A 20,211-nucleotide genomic window follows, 5' to 3' on the forward strand; every position below is an offset into this window, starting at 1 on the left:
GATAAACATGTCAACAACAAAAAACAAAGCAGACTTTACCCAAAAGTTAACCAAAATAATTATTGCTCTGTCATTACTCTATTTTCTTTGGTATGTCATTGGTGACCGTATTACACCAACCACAGATCAAGCGCGAGTACGCTCCTTTATAATACCTATAGTGCCGCAAGTAGCAGGTAAAATATCAACAATTTATATTGGTGGTGACAAGATAGTAAAAAAAGGAGAGTTACTTTTTGAAATAGAAAAAAGTGACTATCAATTAGCCGTTGAAAAAGCGCAAATTGAATTAGAACTAGCAGGACAGAATGTTGGCGCAGATACAGCATCAGTTGCCGCGGCGAAAGCAAACGTAGAAAAAGCAAAAGCCGACTTAGTGGCAAAAGAAGCCAATGCAAATAGAATTTTTCAAGTAGAAGCGCAAGGCGTAATTTCTAAAGCGCAAGGTGACGAAGCCAGAGGTGTATTAGCTGGCGCACAGCAAAATGTAATCAATGCTCAAGCATCTTATGAAAAAGCACAACAGTTATTAGGTAAACAAGGAAGCGAGAATACTAAAATTCAAAGTGCTTTAACGGCTCTTTCACAAGCTAAGCTCAACTTAAACCGCACTAAAATTACCGCTCCAAGTGATGGTGTAATCTCTTACGCTAAAGTTAATGTAGGTCATTATGCAGCTGTAGGCAGTAAAATTATGACCTTTATTGATACTGATTATTTTTGGATAGAAGCCTCTTACCGAGAGAATAACCTTGGCAATATAAAAAAAGGGGATTCCGTTGATATAGTACTTGATTCAGCACCCGGCGAAATGTTTTCCGGCATTATTGTGAGTATTGGTTACGGTGTTAGCTTTGACAAAAGTGTGCAAGGAGAACTTCCTACACCAGGAAAAACTACAGGCTGGATGCGTGAAGCACAACGCTTTACTGTAATCATTAAGTTTAATGACGATGTAGCTAAGCAACTATTAAGAGAAGGTGGTCAAGCGGATGTGATCACTTATACAGGTAACAACTTCCTTCTTAATGGGTTGGGTAAAATATCAATTTGGCTAACCAGTAAGTTAGCTTATTTGTATTGACGGCTAGGTTTATATAAATAATGAACATTACATTGGCTAATTTATTACCTCATACAATTACTAACCTAACCCAACGAGAAATAAGGATATTACGTTTCTTTATTGGGGTACTGTTTGCCATAGTACTTGCCTATGTCGCCAACTGGCCATTTGCGTTTATCACTCCTATTTTTGTGGCTAAATTTTTAGGTAGTAGCAAGGGTAAATTATCCTTTAAAAAGCTAGTCGCTATTCTCCTTATTATCGTTAGCGCTTTTATTTTAGGCGGGATAATTACTAGGCTACTGCTGCCCTTTCCTATTGTCTTTATTTTAATAATGACCCTGCTAATTTTTTGGATTTCTTATTGGAACAATTCAGGCGGTAATGAATTAGTAATCACTATGCTGTTAGTTGGCTTTACCGTCATTCCTATGATGGGCTTGCTACACCAGGATATTGCACATATATTTACCGTTGGTTTTTTATTCTCATGCTTTGTTTCATTAGTGATAACCATGCTAATGCATGAATTAATTGTTGATAAAGAGATAGTAAACGACAATAAAAAGCTCGAAGAAAATAAGTTAACAGAACAATTACTAGCCGAAAAACCAGAACGGGTGAAATTTGCGATATTAAGCACCTTAATGATCATGCCCGTTATGATATTTTTCTTTGCTTTTAACCTAAGTAGTTCCGTACTTATTCTTGCTTTTATTGCTCTGCTCGCCCAAAAACCTGATTTAGTAGCAGGCATTAAAGGGAGTAAAGCGTTACTTGTTGGCAATACCATTGGTGGCTTAGTTGCCATTGCCATGTATAACTTACTAACATTGGCACCTGATTTTATCTTTCTAGTGTTGTTATTTTCATGTGTCGTTATTAGCTTTGCTCAAGCGATATTCTCAGAAAAACCCATGGTTCCGTTGTATGCTATGGCTTTTACCACGGTGATCATTTTAGTTTTTGGCGCAACCTTAAGCACTTCCGATGCTGATGAAAAGTTCTATACCCGTATTGTTCAAATTGCCTGTGCCTGTAGTTATGTAGTTTTTGCGACGGTTGTCGCAAGTCCATTAATTAAAAAAATCACTCAAGCGTAGCTTTTTTGTTTTTAACTTTGTCTGTAAAAACTCCCTTTATTGAACACTTTACAGGCAGAGTTAAGCAGAATAAAATTACTGCCTCACTTTGTAGCTACCCATAAATTTTATGCGTCAATATCAATGGCTTTTAATACTCGTACTTCTTTCTGGCTGTGCTACGTTAAGCATATACGAATATGATAAGCACTATGGCATAGCAGATGCCAATAATCGTTTGATAACTGGCAAAATAACGCCGGATCAAAATGATCATTTCAACAAAATAATTAAACCTATTATTGAAAATCGTTGCGTGGTTTGTCATGGTTGTTTTGATGCACCATGTCAATTAAAGATGGAGAGCCGTGTAGGTTTAGAGCGTGGTGCCAATAAAACCCAAGTATACAATGGTGAACGCTTACTTACAGCAAAAGCCAACCATAGCCTGAGTACGTTAGAGAAAGTAGACAAAGAAAAAATACAAACATTTCGTCAAGAAGGTTTTTTTCCTGTTTTAAACGAGCGCCAACAGTCTCCTACAGCCAACACCAATGCCGGTGTTATGTATCAAATGCTACAGTTAAAACAGCAGCACCCTTTGCCCGACACTAGCTTGCTAGATAGTAGTTTTGATGTTTCTTTAAACCGAAATCAACAATGCCCCACTATAGAAGAATTCCAACAATATAAAAGCCAATACCCATTAGCAGGAATGCCATATGCGCTACCGGCTTTAAATATTGAACAACACCAACAATTAAGTACATGGATAGAAAATGGCGCTCTTTTAGCACAACCTGACCCCATTACAGCCAATGAAAAAGAAATCATAAAGAAATGGGAAAAATGGCTAAATGCTAGTAACAATAAACAACAGTTAGTATCCCGTTATTTATTCGAGCACTTATACCTTGCTAATTTATATTTTGAGTCTGGTAGTAATAATTATTTCAAATTAGTCAGATCACATACACCACCAGAGAAAAATGTAGTGGTTATAAGTACTCGACGCCCTTTTAATACACCATTTAACGGTGATAGTAATGCTAAAAATAAACCACGGGTGTATTATCGCCTGTTAAAAAATAATGATAGCATCATTGCTAAACGACATATGCCTTATCGCTTTGATTTAGCAAAACTAGATTACTTAGATAAATTATTTATCACGCCAGATTATCAAGTAACCCAATTACCTAGCTATCAACTAGAGAGCGCATCAAATCCTTTTATTACATTTAAAGCATTACCAACAAAATCTCGCTACCGATTTTTGTTAGACCAAGCACAGTTTTCAATTATGAACTTCATTAAAGGCCCGGTTTGTCGTGGGCAAATTGCCTTAAATGTCATTGAAGATCATTTCTGGGTGTTTTTTGCCGACCCTGACGGCATTGATAATTATCACACCGATAGCTTTATCGATGACAATAGTGACCTATTACAATTACCTGCTGCCACCAGTGATAAAGCGTTATCTTTGTTGTATTGGCGATCATATGCCAACCGTGAAAAGCAATACCTAGAAAACAAACTAAATTACATGGCAAAAATTAACTTTAAACAACAGGATTTAGATCTCGATTTAATTTGGACAGGCGAAGGAAATCCTAATGCCACCTTAACGATTTTTAGACATTTTGATAGTGCTTCCGTTTTACAAGGATTTATCGGCCAAACACCTAAAACAGCTTGGTTCATTACTTATCCCTTATTGGAGCGTATTCACTATCTATTAGTAGCCGGTTTTGATGTTTACGGTAATGTTGGCCACCAATTAAAAACCCGCTTATTTATGGATTTTTTGCGTATGGAAGCTGAAAGTAATTTTATTGCTTTATTACCTAAGCAAGATCGAAAACTAGTACATGAATCTTGGTATGAAAATACCAGTGATACAATTAAAGACTATATTTTTTCCGGTACTTTTTATCAGTTGCCAGAAAGCAATATTACTTACAAAAGCCAAAACACAAAAAAAGAGCTATTACAAAAAGTCGCGCACTATACAAAAAATGAAACAGCAAACAACTATAATTTAACAACCAACTCTGACAATCACTCAACTAGCCGTTCATCCAATAATAATGACTATAAGTTAATGCGTCTCAATAATATAAAGGGAATACCTGTCAGTATTTTACCTCAAGTGAGTTATTTACGAGTGAATGGTAAACAAGGTGAGTTTTTTTATACCTTAATAAATAATAGTGCCCATACGAATGTTGCTCATTTATTTTCTGAAAGTGATAGGCGTCTTCCAGACAAAGATAATTTAACAGTGCTTAACGGTATTGTCGGCACCTATCCAAACGCTTTTTTTCAAGTGAGTGAACAACAGCTTGGTGAATTTGTTGGAGCCTTAGAACACTTAGAGACGGAAGAAGAATACCGCCAATTTAAAGATAGGTTTTCTGTGCGCCGCACCAATAAAAACTTCTGGGTATATGCTGACAGATTGCATGCTTGGTATAAAAAGCATCATGGAGAATCTGCTGGGCTACTTGACTTTAATCGTTTAGAAAATCGATAAAGCCTGATCTTGATCAAGTACCCGAGTAAATTACTCGGGTATTATACTGTCATTATTTTTACTTATTGGAGTATATTATGGGTTGTTGTGGCGGATGTGGTGGCGAAGACCATCAAGATAAAAAAGAACAAGAAGTAGAACAAACAACAGAAAATAGCGAAACAGCAAACGAAGAGTAAACATATTCTATCGAAACTAGCAGTAACTTGTTAAACAGTTACTGCTTTTTTTTGCCTTTTATAGTGTCAAAAGTACCAACAAAGCATTGATTTCAATGGTTTTGTCAATAATCTATCAGTGTGTGGTTTTGATGCTTTTGATATCAACATCTTTAATCAATCATTATTTAGCATCAACGATAAAAAATATGTGAACAATTCACTACTAACTTTTATTCTATTTTAAAATGCTTGCTTATCGAGTATTGCTCAAGTTAGAATCAGCCTCGTTAAGTTTTATCTAATAACACTTAACCCAATACTTGTCGGAGTGCCAAAGGCTGAGATCGCGAAAGCGGGATCCGTAAAACCTGATCAGATTAATATCTGCGTAGGAAACAAGAAAGAGCATAATAACCTGTTACTAACAACACGTCATTAAATTCTCTTTTTGCCAAAAGCTCCGCCTATTTTTATCTTTCTCTGATTTTATTTTAAATAAAGCAGAAAAACAAAAACAAGGTGCGACCATGACCAACTCAGTAAATATTACAAATACAGAAAAAAAATCACAAACTCGGCGCGAAAAACGTGAAGCGGCAGAAGCATTCTTAAAAAATGTTTCAGACCAATCTTTCCCAAATTCTAAAAAAGTATATGTCCCTGGTAAAATCCACGATATTAAAGTGGGTATGCGTGAAATCACCTTATCTGATACTTTAGTTAGTGGTAATAAAGACACTGCAGTATATGAAAAAAATGAACCACTATGTGTTTATGATACTTCAGGGTTTTATACCGATGAAAATGTTGAAATCAATGTGCACCAAGGGATTCCTCGTTTACGTGAAGCGTGGATTGATGCTCGTGGAGATGTAGAGTTTTTAGAGTCTAATAGCTCTAAGTTCGCACAACAACGCCTTGCCGACGAAGGTGTTGACAGTATTCGCTTTGAACATTTACCTCAAATGCGTATCGCCAAAAAAGGCAAAAACGTTACCCAGATGCATTACGCTCGCCAAGGTATTATCACGCCTGAGATGGAATATATTGCCATTCGTGAAAATTTAAAGCGCGAAGAAGTAAAAGATGCAACCTTACTGCTACAACACAAAGGTCAATCATTTGGTGCTAGCATTCCAGAGAAAATTACCGCTGAATTTGTTCGTGATGAAGTAGCTCGTGGTCGCGCAATTATCCCTGTGAACATTAACCACCCTGAGTGCGAGCCAATGATTATCGGCCGTAACTTCTTAATTAAAGTTAACGCTAACATTGGTAACTCGGCAGTAACCTCTTCTATAGAAGAAGAAGTAGAGAAGTTAGTGTGGTCAGCAAAATGGGGCGCTGATACGGTTATGGATTTATCGACGGGTCGTAACATTCATGAAACCCGTGAGTGGATCATGCGTAACTCGCCTGTGCCTATTGGTACCGTACCTATTTACCAAGCGCTTGAAAAAGTAAATGGCGTTGCAGAAGACCTAACATGGGAAATTTTCCGCGATACCTTAATTGAACAAGCAGAGCAGGGTGTTGATTATTTCACTATTCACGCAGGTGTGCTTTTACGTTATGTGCCAATGACGGCCAAGCGTGTCACTGGTATTGTTTCGCGTGGTGGTTCAATTATGGCGAAATGGTGTTTAGCGCATCATAAAGAAAACTTTCTTTATACGCACTTTGAAGATATCTGTGAAATTTTAAAGCAGTACGATGTGTCATTCTCTTTAGGTGATGGTTTACGTCCAGGCTCAGTAGCCGATGCTAACGATGAAGCGCAATTTGCTGAATTACATACCTTAGGTGAGTTAACTAAAATCGCTTGGCAGCATGATGTGCAAACGATTATTGAAGGTCCAGGTCATGTACCACTTCATATGATCAAAGAAAATATGGAAGAGCAAATAGCGCATTGTGGAGAGGCACCTTTCTACACATTAGGTCCATTAACCACAGATATTGCCCCTGGTTACGATCATATTACTTCTGGCATCGGTGCCGCTAATATTGGTTGGTACGGTTGTGCCATGCTTTGTTATGTAACACCTAAAGAGCATTTAGGTTTACCTAATAAAGAAGATGTAAAAGAAGGTTTGATGACTTATAAAATTGCCGCTCATGCTGGCGATTTAGCGAAAGGTCATCCAGGTGCACAAATCCGCGATAATGCGATGTCTAAGGCGCGTTTTGAGTTCCGTTGGTATGATCAATTTAATATTGGTTTAGATCCAGAAACAGCTAGAGCTTACCATGATGAAACCTTGCCACAAGAGTCGGGCAAAGTAGCGCATTTCTGTTCAATGTGTGGTCCGAAATTTTGCTCAATGAAAATCTCGCAAGAAGTACGAGAATACGCTGCCAATCTCGAAGGTAAGAGCGATAAAAACGCGATTAAGATTCAGCTGCTTGATGAAACCATCACCCTGCTCCCTGAAGGAATGGCTGACGAAGCCATTGAACAGGCAATGCAAGAAAAGTCTGCTGAATTTAAAGCGACCGGTAGTGAAATCTACCAACTTGCTGAATAGCGTTATTTCGTCATTCCCGCGGTGTTTTAAGCGGGAATCCATTGGCTCCTCCGATCAAGCACTTCGGGAATGACAATAATATGATTTTAGGCGGATAAACGATGAATATTGCCATTGTTGGCGCAGGATTGATGGGGCGATTAGTCGCCCTGTCTTTACTTCGGGGTGATCAGCTTCGGGACAAAAAGCTTAGACAAAGTCAGTCTCAAAGCGTAACCATTACTTTATTTGATAAGGATAATAAGCTCGCCCACAACAGTGCTGCCTATGCTGCAGCAGGTTTATTAACACCATTGGGTGAATCACTTCATTGTGAGCCTAATATTGTTAGTATGGGTTTTGAGTCATTACGTTTATGGCCAACTTTGCTCGACAGTTTAGATGAACACACTATTTTTCAACAAACGGGCGCCATCATGGTAAGTCATGAGCAAGATAAAGGTGATTATCAACGTTTTATTAAGCACCTTAAAAATAATTATCCCGAGCACGCGTTACATACGCTCAGCCGTGCTGAATTACTCAAGCTAGAACCTGAAATAGGGCGCAGTTTTAATCAGGGTTTATATCTTCCGCAAGAAGGTCAGATTGGTAATCGTCGCTTATTAGTGGCATTGCGAAAACAACTGGAAAAAGAAAATAAACATACCAGCTCAGGCAATAAGCTTAACTGGTTAAGTGAATGTCAGGTCATAGGAATAGAGGGTGAAATAAAAAATGAAATCAACACCACTGACGAGACACGCACGATAAGTTACCTGCACGGTGGAGATAAACAGTGCCAGCGTTTTGATTTAGTGATTGATTGTCGAGGCACAGGCGCAACATCTAAAAATAGTCAGCGTGATTGTGCACCATTAAGTGATTTACGTTCAGTGCGTGGTGAGTTATTTCAGCTATTTGCACCCGATGTACATATTTCAAGGCCCGTAAGGTTAATGCACCCCAGATATCAGCTTTATATCGCACCAAAGCAAAAAGGTTTTTATGTAGTGGGTGCCACTGAAATAGAAAGCGATGATGACTCGCCCATGACGGTTCGCTCAGCGATGGAATTACTCAGTGCGGCTTATAGCGTGCATCCGGGGTTTGCTGAAGCCAATATTCGTCAACACGTTAGTCAGTGTCGACCAGCCTTTAGTGATAATCAGCCGAAAATTACTCACAAGGGCAGTTTAATACAGGTGAATGGCTTATTCCGTCACGGATTTTTAATTGCCCCTGTAGTACTTAGGCAAGTGTTAGCACTGGTCAATAACCGGATAAATAATACCAACGATAACTTGCCCTATAGCGATTATTTACGCACAGAGCAACGACAAGAAGAGATGATTTAATGAATATTCATATTAACGGCAAAGCCTACTCGTTAAGCCATGAAGTACATATTAGTGTCAGTTCAGCATTAACGTTACATTTTATTGAACCACAACAGAGTACTTTTGCGGTGGCGCTTAATGGTGACTTTGTTGGTAAAGCAGATTACGACACCACCTTAGTAAAAAATGGCGATAGCCTTGATGTGCTATTGCCAATACAAGGGGGTTAATGATGGCGCTTAATATTTATGGGCACCAGCTTGATAGTCGCTTGCTTATTGGCAGTGCACTTTATCCCTCTCCAGAAGTGATGAAACAAGCCATACTTGCCAGTGGCTCACAAGTAGTAACCCTCTCGCTGAAACGTCAAAATCCTGCTGAACAATCGGGTCAACAAATATGGCGATACATACAAGAAGTCGTAACCGAAGTGAACGGTCACTTACTACCCAATACCGCCGGTTGTAAAACCGCAAAAGAAGCGGTAACACTGGCAAAAATGAGTCGTGAAATTTTTAAAACCAATTGGCTTAAGTTGGAAGTAATTGGCGATGATTACAATTTACAACCGGATCCTATTGAGTTACTAAATGCCGCCGAACAGCTAATAAAAGATGGTTTTAAAGTGCTGCCGTATTGCACCGACGATCTTGTTTTGTGTCAGCGCCTTTATGATTTAGGTTGTCAGGTAATTATGCCGTGGGCATCACCAATTGGCACGGGTAAAGGCTTGATGAACCCTTATAACCTAGAAACCATACGCTTACGTTTACCCGATGCTACCTTAATTTTGGATGCGGGCATTGGCAAACCCTCTGATGCTTGCTTGGCAATGGAGATGGGATATGACGGTATACTACTCAATTCAGCGGTAGCCCTAGCTGATAATCCTATATTAATGGCAAAAGCTTTTAGCCACGCGTTAGAGGCTGGTGAACAAGCTTATGTGGCTGGCGTGATGCAACAACGACAAACGGCCCACCCCAGCACACCCACACTAGATACACCGTTTTGGCACCAGAATAGCTAATAAATACGTCGTTACTTAACTTCTCCTGCTGCGTTGAATATGCTCACCTAGTAAACTAGGCTCCGCGTATTCGCCTTGCAGAAGAGTCAACTAACTTAGCCTTTACGCTATTTTTTTATTTAGATTATTTAAATTCAAACGCATGAAAAAGTGACATTGATGACTGACATGATTAATATGAGTAAGAAAAAACCCATAATATGGACCATTTCTGGTAGTGATTGCTCCGGTGGTGCTGGCATAGCTGCAGACATTAAAACGGGTCATGCCTTAGGGGTAGAAGTTTGTCATTTAATTACCGCTAATACGGTACAAAACTCAACAACCTTGCGTTCAGTTAATGCTGTACCTGTTGAGTTATTACAGCAACAAGTTGATATTTTATCTGAGGATAAAAAGCCCACTGTGATCAAAATTGGTTTAGTCGCCAACGCTGAGCAAGTGCAATGGTTAGCGACAACTCTTACTAAATTAAAACAAGAAAATAGTTTATTAATTACGGTGTTCGATCCCGTTGGTCAAGCCAGTGTTGGTGGTAATTTCAATACACTATCGCTAGCCGAATTAACACCTTTATTAACGCAAATAGATGTTATTACACCAAATGTAATCGAAGCAAAAACCTTAGCGGATACCACAGGAAATAGCGCAGTTTTAGCACAAAAGATAGGCCAAGATTTTGCTATTAATGCCGTAGTAGTTAAAGGAGGACATAGTGACATTAACAGCGTTTGCATTGATTTGTGTTACTATCAACTAAATACTATTAAGCAAGATAACCAAGACAAAACGTTACAAAGCATTAGCTATCAACTTAGCTCTCCATGCCTTGCCAGTCATTATAGTCATGGTGGTGGCTGTACCTTTGCTAGCGCATTAGCTGCTTTTTTAGCGCAAGGTTATTTACTGCGCGATGCGTTTACCTTAAGTAAAGCATTTATTAATCAAGGCTTAGCTGCAACGGTACCTCTGAATGCAATAAACGGTCATCAATATTATGGTGCTTTCGAGCAACTTTCATGGCCAAAACAAGCGCAATATTTTCCACAAGTTAGTGATGAATTAACGCAAAAAAACCAAAACTTGCCAAGCTTTAATAGCTTAGCTTTGCAAGGCGAAAAACTTGGCCTATATCCCGTTATCGACTCACTGTATTGGCTCAAGCGATTACTGCCCTTAGGACTTAAAATCATTCAACTAAGAGTGAAAAATTTAGCCAAAGATGAATTAGAGCAGATGATCATTGACGCAGTTGCCTTAGCAAAAGACTATGAAACTCGACTATTTATTAATGATTATTGGCAATTAGCAATAAAGCATAGCGCTTACGGAGTGCATATTGGCCAAGAAGATTTAGCTGATGCCGATTTAGCACAAATACAACAAGCGGGCTTACGCTTAGGAATTAGCACTCACGGCTGCTATGAATTTTTATTAGCACAACAATTACAACCATCCTACTTAGCCGTTGGGGCAATTTTCCCCACTAAAACCAAGGATATGACAGGGCAAATTCAGGGGATCAGTAACTTAAAACAATTGTTAGCACTGAGACAACAAGGTGCCTCATCAACAGACCTCGATAATGACCAGCAGAGTAACAGCGATCTTATTCCCGTTGTTGCCATTGGCGGCATTAACCTTGAGCGTGCGCCACAAGTTTTAGCAACAGGCGTTGATAGTATTGCCGTGGTAACAGCCATTACCGAAGCAAAACAACCTGAAGAAGCAGTTGCACAATTTATTGCACAGACTCTTTGATGACTTATATTTACTGCCCAATAGATATTTTTGGCTGCCATTCGAGCCAATCGCTATCAACATCTTGATGCAAAGTAAAACTCAGCTTGTCTTGCTCGCCATCGTTATCACTAGACTCTGGAGTCGCAAAAGCGACGCCGCCAGCAATGAGTGTTTCAATCGACTCTGAATCGATATTAATACCCGAAAAAATACCTGCTTCAATGTTAATACCACTAGTGTTCCAAAACTTACTACCGCTATTTACTAAAGACTCATAGCGCTTGGCAATATTAATAAACACATTCACCGTATCTGCTGTTGGTGACAAGTCTATACCAATGACTTTACCCACCGTAATTTGTCGATATAACACCGGATTCCCGACACGAATTGACCCTAAACGCTGCGTGATTAACTTTACATTCAACCCATAAGATAATTGGGTCACTGTTGGCGCCATCGCCAATGCTTGAAACTCAATTTTTACATCATTTGATAAATCTGTATCAGGGAGCAGAGCAATAAAAGCGCCATCAAGTAAATGGGCAACATCTTTCGATCCCACTAAACCTATTGTCGGTTCTACTAGCCAAAACTTACTCCCTTTTTTGGCATATTTTGCCCCTACATCATTTAACAGCACGAGGGCAGTAACACCAATTTCATCGTCATTAAAAACTAACCGCTCCACTCTGCCAATTTCTTGCTCTTGATAAGCAACTTTGGTGTTTATTTTCAGCCCCGTAAAGTCATTAAAGTGTATGCTAATAGATAAACCCGCATTGCTAGCTTGTTCAAAATGCTCGAATAAATTAAAGTTCTCTAATTCTTTAACCGCAACATTCCCAGATAAATTAACGGGTGGATTATAAAAACTAATACCACCACGCAATATGGCATCAACAGACTCGGCTTTAACAACAAAATCACTAAAACTGCCATTTAGTGTGATGCCACTAGCATTATAAAAGCGTGTACTTGCCTGTATTAACGATTTATGTTCTTCATCTATCGTGATATTAACGCGTACCCTATCAGCTTTCTTATCCAAGGTAACATTATCCACTTGTCCTACGGTAACGCCGCGATAACTAACACTACTGCCCGGTGTTGCAACACTAGCATTCTCGCTTAACAAGCTTAATTGTAAACCGGCGGCACTAGCATGCTTCGCTGGCGGTGACGTTAATAAAATAAAATCTTTTTTGTCTTCATCTGATTCTGCATATTGATTAAAAGTGATATAACTCCCACCTAACAAAGCATCAATATCCGATGCTCCAGATAAAGAAAGATTAGGTTTTGCCAACCAAAATTGCGTGCCTTCACGCAGGATATATTGGTATTTTGGTAACAAACCTAAGTACAATTTACTATTATCACCTTGCATTTCAACTTTATGAATAGCACCTATTTCAACACCACGGTGTAAAATTCTGGTATTAACACTAATAGGCTCATTTGCAGAGGTGGTTAAAGTAAAACTAATACGCTGCTGTGCAATTTTCTGATTTGCAAACAAGTTAAATGTATCTCCATTAACTACCCCTCTATCACTCGCTTCTTGCTCAAAGTTAGTAAAAGAAATACCGCCAGTTAAAATACTTTGCAGTGATTGTGCTTCAATATTAACACCTTGCAAGTTTGCTTTAATTTTTAGGCCTGAATTGTTATAAAAATGACTATTAACTGAAACATAATCTTGGTATTCCTTTTCAATATGAATATGTATTAAATGCTGCTTAGCACCAATAGTTTCAACTGTTTGTACACTACCTACCGCCTGCTGCTTGTAATAAACATTACTACCCACTTGTAAAGAATTACGATCATTGGCTTGAAGTACTAAATGCAAACCTGGCTCAGTATATTGATAAGGTGGCTTAGAATTGAACACAACAAATTTGTCTGTTGGCTGACCTTGCAAGGACGGACGAATGCTAATATAAGTACCGCTTACGAGCGTTTTAGCATTCGATATACCCGTTAAGTCAATATGTGGTGATACTAAGTAAAACTGAGACTGATCCGTTAAATAAGGCACTACCCTCGGGTTCACTTTAGCTTTGGCTGTTATTTTTCTACTTTTCGGATCTATCTTACTAAAAGACTCTATTGCACCAATAGTTAGGCCTTGATATAAAATGGTAGCATTGTGATTAATGCCTGAATTCCAGTCTAACGTTAACTCAATTTCATAGCCCATTTCTGCCGATTGAAAATCGGCATGTAGAGGAAATGTTTGACCATTTTTAGCCGATGACAATTTTTCTTGATAACTCAGCGTATCAACGGCAATACCGCCAGCGATAATAGACGCTAATGAATCAGTGTTTACTTTTATTCCCGCAGATATTGAAGCCGTAACTTGCACACCACTAGTATTCCAAAATAATGAGTTTTCTTTTACTAAGTGGGCATATTCTTGTTCAATAAAAATATTAATATTTATTGCTTGGTTTTCTTCTGCGTAATGATAACCAGTGACATAACCAATTGGAATTTGCTTGAAAGTAATCGGCGAGTTTTCACTAATAGAGCCTAACACGCTTGTTTGCAGCGTAAGATGTAATCCAGGCGTAGTCATATCAAGTTGTGGTGCTTCTTTTAGCGCAATGAAATGATCTTGATTATCAGCATCGTCGTTAGTATCTGGAATAATATGAATATAACTACCTGATAGTAAAGTATCTAAACCTGAAACCCCTTGTAAGGAGATATCAGCACTGACTAACCAAAACTGTGTATTTTCAGTTAAATAATCACTAAATGCTTTCGATATTTCTACATGGGCAATAACTGACTGTAAATCCTCGGACGGCACTACCTTGTCAACCAAACCAGTAACCAAACCTTTATAACGAATTTCAGTTTTTTTTGGCACAATACCGGTACCATTTTCAAACTCAATGGTAATAAATGTTCCTTGTTCAGACAGGGCTGTAATGCCCAACCATCCACCAAAAATCAGCGCAATAAAAGGTACAAACCAAACAATTGAAATACCTTGGCGTGGTACAACTTCAGCTGAAAGTTTTTCACTGCTATCATTTAATGATTTATCAATAGTCATTTTCTTCCTTAGTGTTTTCACTACCTTGTTTTTTATCCCACAAAAGTCGTGGGTCAAAACTATTTGCTGCAATCATGGTAAAGATGACCGTCAAAGTAAAATAATTAATCGCCGGCCCTGCGGCAACGGAGGTTACAAAGCCAAGTTCCACTACAGCGACAAGTAAGGCTACCACAAAAACATCCAGCATAGACCACGGGCCTAAAAATTCTAATGCATGATAAAATTTACTGTGCTTATCTGGTCGTAACCTCACCCCAGTATGTACTCTATAAACCAGTAAAAACAAGCCTATAATTTTAAGTAATGGCACAATAATGCTGGCAGTAAAAATAATGACGGCAATAGGATACAGTCCATGATCAATAAACTCACCAATACCAGACAGTATCGTGTTGGGATCGCCAATACCCATCGAATAAAGAATCATTATTGGATAAAGATTTGCCGGAATAAAGGCGAGTAATGCCGCTACATTCCACGCTAAAGTATATTGTAAACTACGCGGTTTACGTGGGTAAAACATGCCATGACAGCGCACACATTGTATTCGTGCATTATTGCCAGAGCTCTGCATCATATCGTTGAGTTTATGACATTTTGGACAAAGCGCTAGACCACTTTCTTGGGCGGTCTTAATCGACAAATTCATTCTCCAATTCTTGCCATATATAATCTTGGTCTAACGCACTTGAAGCCATCGTTGAACAGATAAGCCAGAGAATAAATGCCAACAAACCCATATTTACTGAAAGCTCAGTATCATCAAGCAGTTTATACATAGAGACAACAATACCTAACATAAAAACATTTAGCATCGCCCAGTTGTCTAAATGGTGATAGGCGCGAAAAAAATGTAATAGTGACGGTCTTAAGCGATTAAACTTGAAGCTATAGGTAATATAAAAAGCGCCCAACAAACGAACAACGGGTACTGCCAAAGTGAACAAAAAAACTAAAGTGGCAATCATAAAAAAACCACGGTCAATAAGTGCCAAAATACAATCTAATAATGAGGCATGATGATATTGCCCTACTAGAGTCACCCCCATAATAGGCAATAGTATCGCAGGGACTGATAGCATAATTCCCCCAAGCGACCAATAAAAACCACGTTCTATTGAATCTACTTTGCGCTCAGTCAAGGTACAACCACAACGAGTACATATTGTACTTTGCCCTTGCTTTAGCATTGGAGCGTCATACAATGCATCGCACTGCCGACAGGCAATTAATTGTTTGGCATTTTTTGTTTTATTCAAATCATCCTAACTTTGTTTTATATCTAAGCTACTAATATTCTAGGGGATATAAACTAAAAAAGCAGCGATAAACGCTGCTTTTTATAAAAATCACACAATAACTGTATAAATGCTATTTAATCGAAGACATATAGTTGACTAGCTCATCAATATCACTATCGGATAATTTAATGGCGATATTACGCATCATACTGCTACGGTCATTGCCTCGACTACCCTCACGGAAACTAGCAATTTGCTTTTTCAAGTAATCTGCATTTTGACCCGCAAGTGCAGGAAAGCCAGCTTGAGCCATACCTTTGCCTTTTACACCGTGACAAGCAACACAAGCAGTAATACCTTTATTTGCATCACCACCAAAATATAATTTATGACCAATATCACTGCCTTCAGCTTGACCTGCTGTTGGTATTTGCACAGCAAAGTATGCCGCTAGGTCATTCATATCTTGTTCTGATAAAGCGGCAACCATGCCAACCATAACAGGATCTACACGCTCACCTGATTTAAAATCAGCTAATTGCTTAGCAACATAGCTAGCACTTTGACCTGCTAGTTTAGGATAAATAGCAATAGGGCTGTTACCATCAGCACCATGACAAGATGCACACATAGCTGATTTTTCTTGGCCTGCTTTAACATCACCCGCATATATTGCTTTGGCTGGCGTTGACGTCACTATATCTACACTGCCTGATGAAACAGCTGCAGGTGCTGAACTATTATCACTCGCTGCTGCTTGTGCGCTAACACGCTTTTGACTTGAGAAGAAAGCCGCTAAATCAGCCATGTCTTGCTCAGATAAATTTGCCGCCATTGGCGCCATCATCATATCGGTACGTGCACCCGATTTAAAATCAGATAATTGCTTAACGATATACGCACTTTGTTGGCCAGCAAGGTTAGGATAAGTAGGACTAGGACTAATACCTGCTGCACCATGACAAGCGCCACACATAGCCGCTTTAGCCTCACCCGCATCGACATTGCCTTCTACGGCAATTGCTGTATTAACAGCGCTCATGGTTAACAGTAGTGAAAAGATAATTTTTTTCATTGAGTTGCTCTCTGCTTGTCAAAAACTAAATAAATAAAAAGTGACGGCATTTTACACTAATATACACAGTCTGTAACAAAATCTAAGAAAAAATCACTGAAAAAACACAGTATTTTACTAATTTGTTTATTTTTTAATAAAAAAAGGAAAAGAAAACGTTATAATGCGCTTTTACTTTTTCAACTGAGTTAAGCCCTTGTCTTCTAAAACAATACATTTAAGTAAAGCGACCTTCACCATTAGTGCGCCGGACATTCGAAAATTACCAGAAGACAGTGGTATTGAAGTCGCCTTCGCTGGTCGATCAAATGCGGGTAAATCAAGCGCATTAAATACATTAACCAATCAAAAAGGCTTGGCTCGTACTAGTAAAACTCCCGGTCGTACTCAACTAATCAATGTATTTGAAATAGGTGACAATAAACGCCTAATTGATTTGCCCGGTTATGGTTTTGCCAAAGTGCCACTAGAAATGAAAAAAAAATGGCAAGAAGCCTTAGGTGAATACTTAGAAAAACGTCAAAGTTTAAAAGGCTTAGTCGTGCTAATGGACATCAGACACCCACTAAAAGATTTAGACATGGATTTAATTGAGTGGGCTGTTGATGGCGACCTTCCAGTATTAGCATTACTCACCAAATGCGATAAATTATCTCAAGGTAAACGAAGTGCTGAAGTACTGAAAGTTAAAAAAGTACTAGACACACTTAATGGTGATGTAAGGGTTCAAGCTTTTTCTTCGCTTAAACGTACTGGCTCAGAACAAGCCGATACGATTATTTGTGATTGGTTTACAGAAGATCAAGAAAGTGAGTGATGAGTTTTATCGTCTATTTTGAGTGACATTCGTCACTAAAGCTTTTTGCTGACTACTCGAAAAACACGTAAAAAAAAACCGATGATACCTTAAATTTAAAGGTCATCGGTATAAGCTATGGGGAAAGCTATAATCAAAAATTATTACAATAAGTAAGTGTTCGCTTAGGAACAAGGCAATTATAGAGCAACTACTCTACTAATGTAAAGCATTAATAGTATAAATACTCTATTTATATTGATTTAGATCAATCTTACTAATGTTATGTGTGTGGAGGTGTCATAAAAAATGAGAATCTGTGACTGCGCATAATGCTTGAGATTATTAGTCACCGAGTGAGATTAAAGATAATCATGTGTGACTGCGCATAATGCTTGAGATTATAAGTCACCGAGTGAGATTAAAGATAATCATGTCATATTTACCACAAAAAACTCTTTCTGAAGAATGCTCTAATTATCACTTATCACTGGAGCTATGTTAACAAAGATACGATAGCGGACGTTCCCCACAGATATAAAAATGTATTGTTTGACTATAAATATTATCAATTAATCGAATAACCTGACTGGCAAAAATGCCACCATTGCCGCCAGTCGTGAAGTTAGATTGAGATGACTTCAAAGTGCGCACAGAGACATTAAAATTAAACTATTTGCCATATATTTTCTAATATTTTAAATTGTGAGATAGTTACTCTGATGTGTTTTGTTAACTGTCATTATATTTATTCGCCCACACTAATGCATTTTGATAATAATCTGTTAGTTTCTCATAATCGATATTAGCCATTTCGGCATTTCGTTTGGTGTTATACCAACTGCCTTGTTCGTAATAGGTGACCGTGCTAAGAATATATTTTAACTGAGAGGGTTTTTCACTTGTCAGTGCTGTTACTACTTCAACAGGCAAGGATAAATTATTAATAATTTGCTCAAGTGGCGAGTCAAGCATGGCATCTAATAAAGAAAACAACCCTACCATAAAGCCTGCTTCTTTAAGTTCAGGTGTTGCTTTCTCAGCTATTAATTCACAAAACCTTGCTCTGACAATAGCGAGTCGAGTTAATTCTTTCGGTTTGTTTTCAGCTAATATTCCAGCCGTTAATAGTAAAATCAATTTTTTTGTTTGAGTTTCACCTAAATAGATTAAAGCTTTTTTAATTGAGGTTATTTCTTGTGTTATTGGTAATATCCCAGAATTAATAAATTTAAACAACTTAAATGAAAGAGCAACATCACGCTCAAAATAACTGGTGATACTGCTAATATTTAACTGTGTTTTTAGGCATTCTTGCATCAAACTTAACAAGATTGGTGGGTTACTATCTATTTCTTTTCTTTCTGATATTTCAGGTCGACAAAAGTAATAACCCTGAAAAAAATGAAAACCTAATTTCTTTGCCAGTAAAAACTCTTCTTTAGTCTCAATTTTTTCAGCAAGAACCTTTAAGTTTTTTCTTGTTTTTAATTTTTTAACTAATGGGGCAACTACACTTAGTGAATTTGCTTGAATATCAAACTTAATTAATTTTACCAATTTGAAAAAGCGGCTCCATTCGGGTTTATAAAGAAAATCATCTAAGGCTAAATGATAACCTTGATGATATAAGGTTCTGCATGCTTGATAGACTTCATCAGAAGGTGTAACGGTTTCAAGTATTTCAATCATTACTTGCTTTGGTGGCAAAATCAAAGGTAAACCATTTAAAATTGACTCTTCAGGAAAATTAATTAAGGCTGGTTTATTGTCGGTTATTAACGATAACCCCTGATTTAGGTGTGTTCTCACAATTAACTTTGAAGTTGCACTATGGGGATCTATTTGTGGAAAAAAATTTTCAGGTCCGCCTCGGTATAACAACTCGTACGCAACAACATTCTCTTTTCGGTTTAATATGGCCTGTCGAGCAGTATATACTTTCATTATGTTCTTCTTATCCGTCTGAATTTCGAGCTGATTAGTATAAAAAATATTAGTTTACTATTGATAATCTATTCTACTTTTTAAACAATAGATTGTATAGCGAGCAAATTCGATGTTTGCTTAATTAACTTTTTGTTTTTCAATTTCTTACATGTTTCTGCTCTTGGCTCAGATTGATTATACAATTATAAGTTCTGCACTATCACTCAACTATAAGCTGCTGATAGAAGATTTAGCTAACTTTAATCTGTAAATTACATGCACTATGATAAATTATCAGTGAGTTTTACTTTGCCAATATTCGTTGAAAGTTATTTAGGTTTATTGAACTTATTATAGCGGTTAAATATCTTGTTGGTTCGCTAAAATAATAACGTCATCAAAGCGGTAAAGGTTAGCGTTTATAAGCGAAGCACCAACGGCAGCAATGAGCTTTTTGGGGACTGTAAAAAACTCTGACACTCAGTGTTCACTTTTGTATATACGGCGTTTTTCAAGGCAGTTGTCGCCTAAATTGTTAAGCAGCTTCTTTGTGCTGCTCTGGATTTAACTCCACAGCGCCTATTGGCTGCCAGTTTCTCTCTTTTTTTGACCATCGCTCAGGATGTTCA

14 protein-coding genes, 1 pseudogene and 1 riboswitch are annotated in these 20,211 nt (G+C 38.0%); of the genes and pseudogenes, 9 read left to right on the forward strand and 6 right to left on the reverse strand.

The annotated features are described in order from the left end of the window. Nucleotides 1–7: 7 nt before the first annotated feature. The 8 genes from DWA31_RS12635 to thiE all read left to right on the forward strand — a co-directional run bounded on the left by DWA31_RS12635 (nucleotide 8) and on the right by thiE (nucleotide 11,483). Entirely contained in the window at nucleotides 8–1,084 is a 1,077-nt protein-coding gene (locus DWA31_RS12635) for an HlyD family secretion protein (protein ID WP_114326941.1), read from the forward strand. Nucleotides 1,085–1,104: 20 nt separating this feature from the next. Further along, complete coding sequence (locus DWA31_RS12640) at nucleotides 1,105–2,169, forward strand: DUF2955 domain-containing protein (protein WP_114326942.1); 1,065 nt, start codon at nucleotides 1,105–1,107, stop codon at nucleotides 2,167–2,169. A 109-nt stretch (nucleotides 2,170–2,278) separates the two neighbouring features. Further along, nucleotides 2,279–4,684 carry a fatty acid cis/trans isomerase gene (locus tag DWA31_RS12645; RefSeq protein WP_114326943.1) on the forward strand — a complete coding sequence of 802 codons (2,406 nt, stop codon included), beginning with the start codon at nucleotides 2,279–2,281 and terminating at the stop codon, nucleotides 4,682–4,684. Between the two features lie 475 nt (nucleotides 4,685–5,159). Beyond that, nucleotides 5,160–5,257, forward strand: a riboswitch (TPP riboswitch). 115 nt (nucleotides 5,258–5,372) lie between these two features. Then, nucleotides 5,373–7,373, forward strand: coding sequence for a phosphomethylpyrimidine synthase ThiC (gene thiC, locus DWA31_RS12650; RefSeq protein ID WP_245942615.1), 2,001 nt, complete (start codon nucleotides 5,373–5,375; stop codon nucleotides 7,371–7,373). A 101-nt stretch (nucleotides 7,374–7,474) separates the two neighbouring features. Continuing rightward, on the forward strand, nucleotides 7,475–8,710 hold the full coding sequence (locus DWA31_RS12655; protein ID WP_114326944.1) for an FAD-dependent oxidoreductase: 1,236 nt from the start codon (nucleotides 7,475–7,477) through the stop codon (nucleotides 8,708–8,710). After that, complete coding sequence (gene thiS / locus DWA31_RS12660) at nucleotides 8,710–8,922, forward strand: sulfur carrier protein ThiS (protein ID WP_011041126.1); 213 nt, start codon at nucleotides 8,710–8,712, stop codon at nucleotides 8,920–8,922. The genes DWA31_RS12655 and thiS overlap by 1 nt, the downstream gene beginning before the upstream one ends. Next, nucleotides 8,922–9,722, forward strand: a complete 801-nt coding sequence (locus tag DWA31_RS12665; RefSeq protein ID WP_114326945.1) for a thiazole synthase — start codon at nucleotides 8,922–8,924, stop codon at nucleotides 9,720–9,722. The genes thiS and DWA31_RS12665 overlap by 1 nt, the downstream gene beginning before the upstream one ends. A 159-nt stretch (nucleotides 9,723–9,881) precedes the next feature. After that, the gene (thiE, locus tag DWA31_RS12670) at nucleotides 9,882–11,483 is read left to right on the forward strand and encodes a thiamine phosphate synthase (protein ID WP_245942616.1); all 1,602 of its coding nucleotides are present in this window, start codon (nucleotides 9,882–9,884) and stop codon (nucleotides 11,481–11,483) included. 10 nt (nucleotides 11,484–11,493) lie between these two features. Here the strand turns inward: thiE and DWA31_RS12675 are convergent, their stop codons facing one another. The 5 genes and pseudogenes from DWA31_RS12675 to DWA31_RS17880 form a co-directional block, all read right to left on the reverse strand. Next, on the reverse strand, nucleotides 11,494–14,538 hold the full coding sequence (locus DWA31_RS12675) for a PqiB family protein (RefSeq protein WP_114326946.1): 3,045 nt from the start codon (nucleotides 14,536–14,538) through the stop codon (nucleotides 11,494–11,496). Then, nucleotides 14,528–15,184, reverse strand: coding sequence for a paraquat-inducible protein A (locus DWA31_RS12680; protein ID WP_168427338.1), 657 nt, complete (start codon nucleotides 15,182–15,184; stop codon nucleotides 14,528–14,530). Before DWA31_RS12680 ends, DWA31_RS12675 begins: the two co-directional genes overlap by 11 nt. Next, complete coding sequence (locus tag DWA31_RS12685) at nucleotides 15,174–15,800, reverse strand: paraquat-inducible protein A (RefSeq protein WP_114326948.1); 627 nt, start codon at nucleotides 15,798–15,800, stop codon at nucleotides 15,174–15,176. Before DWA31_RS12685 ends, DWA31_RS12680 begins: the two co-directional genes overlap by 11 nt. Nucleotides 15,801–15,912: 112 nt before the next feature. Continuing rightward, the gene (locus tag DWA31_RS17875; RefSeq protein ID WP_425451890.1) at nucleotides 15,913–16,482 is read right to left on the reverse strand and encodes a c-type cytochrome; all 570 of its coding nucleotides are present in this window, start codon (nucleotides 16,480–16,482) and stop codon (nucleotides 15,913–15,915) included. Between the two features lie 90 nt (nucleotides 16,483–16,572). Next, nucleotides 16,573–16,857, reverse strand: a pseudogene (locus DWA31_RS17880) (c-type cytochrome); the annotation flags it as partial. A 196-nt stretch (nucleotides 16,858–17,053) separates the two neighbouring features. Here DWA31_RS17880 and yihA point away from each other — a divergent pair. After that, nucleotides 17,054–17,674, forward strand: a complete 621-nt coding sequence (gene yihA / locus DWA31_RS12695; protein ID WP_114326950.1) for a ribosome biogenesis GTP-binding protein YihA/YsxC — start codon at nucleotides 17,054–17,056, stop codon at nucleotides 17,672–17,674. A gap of 711 nt (nucleotides 17,675–18,385) precedes the next feature. Here yihA and DWA31_RS12700 read toward each other — a convergent pair. After that, the gene (locus DWA31_RS12700) at nucleotides 18,386–19,600 is read right to left on the reverse strand and encodes an EAL and HDOD domain-containing protein (RefSeq protein ID WP_114326951.1); all 1,215 of its coding nucleotides are present in this window, start codon (nucleotides 19,598–19,600) and stop codon (nucleotides 18,386–18,388) included. Nucleotides 19,601–20,211 lie beyond the last annotated feature (611 nt).

Origin of the sequence: Candidatus Colwellia aromaticivorans, assembly GCF_003333305.1 — a bacterium.
Classification (GTDB): Bacteria; Pseudomonadota; Gammaproteobacteria; order Enterobacterales; family Alteromonadaceae; genus Colwellia; species Colwellia aromaticivorans.